The sequence below is a fragment of the Nocardia sp. PLKS1-43 genome (assembly GCF_059510335.1).
The window spans coordinates 1-991 of record NZ_JCAJZQ010000002.1 but is presented as its reverse complement, the minus strand read 5'-3'; positions in this window follow the sequence as shown (position 1 = coordinate 991).

Here is a 991-nt window from a genome sequence, read left to right as displayed (position 1 = left end):
CGGCACGGAGCGATCCGATTCGGCAGGTATCGATCGAATGCGCGATTGCTCCGAGACAGAGGGTGTCGCAGCGGCTTTCGGTGCCGGTTCGGTCTTGGATCCCGCGGCGATCCGGGTCACCGGACGCGATCCGTCGTCGAGCGAGGACACGCTCGGACGCGAGGGGGCGGCCGTCCGCGTCGTCGTCGAATCGGAGGACATCGATCGGGACAGATCCTGCGGCCGATTCCGAACCGGGATATCGGCCTTGGGAACGCCGGAGGAGCCTCCGGTCGAACCATGCGGCGCGAGAAGAGTGGACCGACTCTCGCCGGGTTGGGTGGGCGTGTTGGTCCGGGTCGAGTCGAACGGGGTGCCGGACTGTTCCCCGACGGTGGTCTGGAATCGCCGGCCGCCCGGATCGTCTGTGGGCGTTACGGTTCGGTTCTCCATGGGCAGGGTGCCCGATTCATCGGAAACGTCTTCCACCGTGGCCTGGTACCGCTTGCGGTCCAGATCCGCCGCGGGCGCGTCCCGCATCGGGGTCGACTCGGAGTCCGACTGCGGCCCGTTGCCTCGACGGAACGGATTCGTGTTCCCGACACGCGCGTTCGAGTCCCCGATGCGTGACTGCGGTCCACTGCCGTTGCGGAACGGGTTCGTGTTCCCGCCACGCGCAGTCGAGTTCTCCACGGCCGGCTGTGCCGCATTGCCCCGCCGGAACGGGTTCGTGTTGCCGCCCCGCACATTCGAGTTCTCGACACGCGACTCGTCACCCTGCCGGAACGGATTGGTACTCGCACCACGCGGGGGCTGTGCCGCGGCCGCCGGATTGGTGTCGGCAGCGGTGCTTCGGGACCGGTCGTTCGGTGAGCTGCCCTCCCGCGCCGGCGTCGGCTGCGGCGAGTTGTCCGGAGTCTGCTCTCGTGCCGCGCTGGTCGTGGAATTCGAGCTGTCGTTCGCGGCGCTCTTGGTGTCGGGACCGCCGGATTTCTTGTCGTACGGTGAGGAC